Annotated in this window: 1 protein-coding gene and 3 rRNA genes; all 4 read right to left on the bottom strand. The window is 25.6% G+C overall.

Translation table 11 applies throughout. The features are described 5' to 3' along the window. Positions 1–132: ribosomal RNA gene (locus tag VLM92_RS05510) — 16S ribosomal RNA — on the bottom strand; the annotation flags it as partial. A gap of 237 nt (positions 133–369) precedes the next feature. After that, positions 370–651 carry a hypothetical protein gene (locus VLM92_RS05515; protein ID WP_325275353.1) on the bottom strand — a complete coding sequence of 94 codons (282 nt, stop codon included), beginning with the start codon at positions 649–651 and terminating at the stop codon, positions 370–372. 735 nt (positions 652–1,386) lie between these two features. Next, positions 1,387–1,503 (bottom strand): 5S ribosomal RNA (gene rrf / locus VLM92_RS05520). Between the two features lie 164 nt (positions 1,504–1,667). Continuing rightward, positions 1,668–1,756 (bottom strand): 23S ribosomal RNA (locus VLM92_RS05525); the annotation flags it as partial.

Here is a 1,756-nt window from a genome sequence, read left to right on the forward strand (position 1 = left end):
CGTGTGTACAGGGCAGGTTACCCACGCGTTACTCACCCGTCCGCCGCTCTTCTCCGAAGAGAATCGCTCGACTTGCATGTGTTAGGCACGCCGCCAGCGTTCATCCTGAGCCAGGATCAAACTCTCAAATAAAAGTTTAACGGGCTCAGATACTGTTATATATCTGGCTTTGTTTGGTTTGTTTCAATTCTATAAATTAACCTACTGTTTAATTTTCAAAGTTCATTTTCTTGTTTGCCCTTTTCTTAAGGACAAGTAATACTATATCATCTTAATTTAATATCGTCAATACTTTTTATAAAAATTTTTATTAAATTAGTTGAAATATGTCGAAATTACTTGTCCTAATCAATTTATATTCTTATTATATTACATTAATCTTCCTCTATTAGAGTAATCTTTATGATTATTTCCACTATAATTTAATTCAGCTGTAACCCTTACTGTATGTCTATTTTTATTATATTTTATTTTTATATCGTTAAAACATGCATCATCTGAATTACTTCTTAAATAATTTCTAACTAAATCTTCGCCAGATTTTGTATCTACATCATCATATGATCCAAAATAAGTAGACTCCGCTATTTCTAATGTTAAATTATACTTACCATTGTCTAGTTTATTTCTCATTTCTTTCATGCTATCCATTTGTTTACCTCCAAAATAAATAGAATACTTATAATTAAATTTTCAAAAATAAGTTTTTTATTATGACAATCTTTATATTTTAGAATATTAAATATAATATTTGCTTTAATCTTGTAGCTAATTACCTTAGAAAATATACTCTTTAATTATCTTTATATATTGAATTTTTTTAAAAAATAATATAACTTATTTATATCCAATATTATTTTTTTTATGCTATATTTTGATATATTTAAGTATGTTTTCTAATCTTTTTACATATCTCTATAGTATATTTTTATGTATTTTGCATCTTATTATTGATTGTAGATACTCTCAAGCTAAAAATTATAATTTCTACACACAAATGGATTATCTATAAATGTATATATTAATCTTATTTAAAAATCATTTTTTAGTCCTTTATTTTTATTATTTCACTTATATTACTTTGTTTTATAAAATTATATAATTTTATAATTTCTATATTTAGTTTATTTTTATATTATATTTCCTTATTACTCTAAATCATTTTTCTTTAAATTCCTTATAATGATTTTCTAATATTTTTATTATCATTTTGTCACTTTTATATTATCTACACTTATTTATATTACTATTATATAGAAGTTTTTCACAAATTCAAATTCAATATAAACACCTCAACTTTATGAAATACTTGCTTTTTATTATGTATATGCACAAGTATATAAAATGGAGATATTAAAATAATATTTTTACACACAAAAAAAGATTACGTGGCTACGTCTTACTCTCCCAGGCAGTTGCCCACCAAGTACCATCAGCGCTAAAGAGCTTAACTTCTGTGTTCGGAATGGGAACAGGTGTATCCTCTTTGCTATTATAACCACATAATATCGTGTTGTTTAATTTTTGTTTTTCAAGACAAGTATTATAATACCATCTTTAGAGTTTAATGTCAACACTTTTTCTAAATATTTTGCAATATTTTTAAAATGTCAACAATTTTAGAGTTAATACTCTGAAAACTGTATACATTTAGAGTGAATCATTTATTGGTCAAGTCCTCGACCTATTAGTATCGGTAAGCTAAATACATTACTGCACTTACACCTTCGACCTATCAACCAGGTAGTCTTCCTGG

Origin of the sequence: Romboutsia sp., assembly GCF_035470145.1 — a bacterium.
Classification (GTDB): domain Bacteria; phylum Bacillota; class Clostridia; order Peptostreptococcales; family Peptostreptococcaceae; genus Romboutsia_D.

Excerpts from the sequence above, each read along its gene's own strand:
- VLM92_RS05515 (WP_325275353.1), bottom strand. The coding sequence starts at position 651 with ATGGATAGCATGAAAGAAATGAGAAATAAACTAGACAATGGTAAGTAT.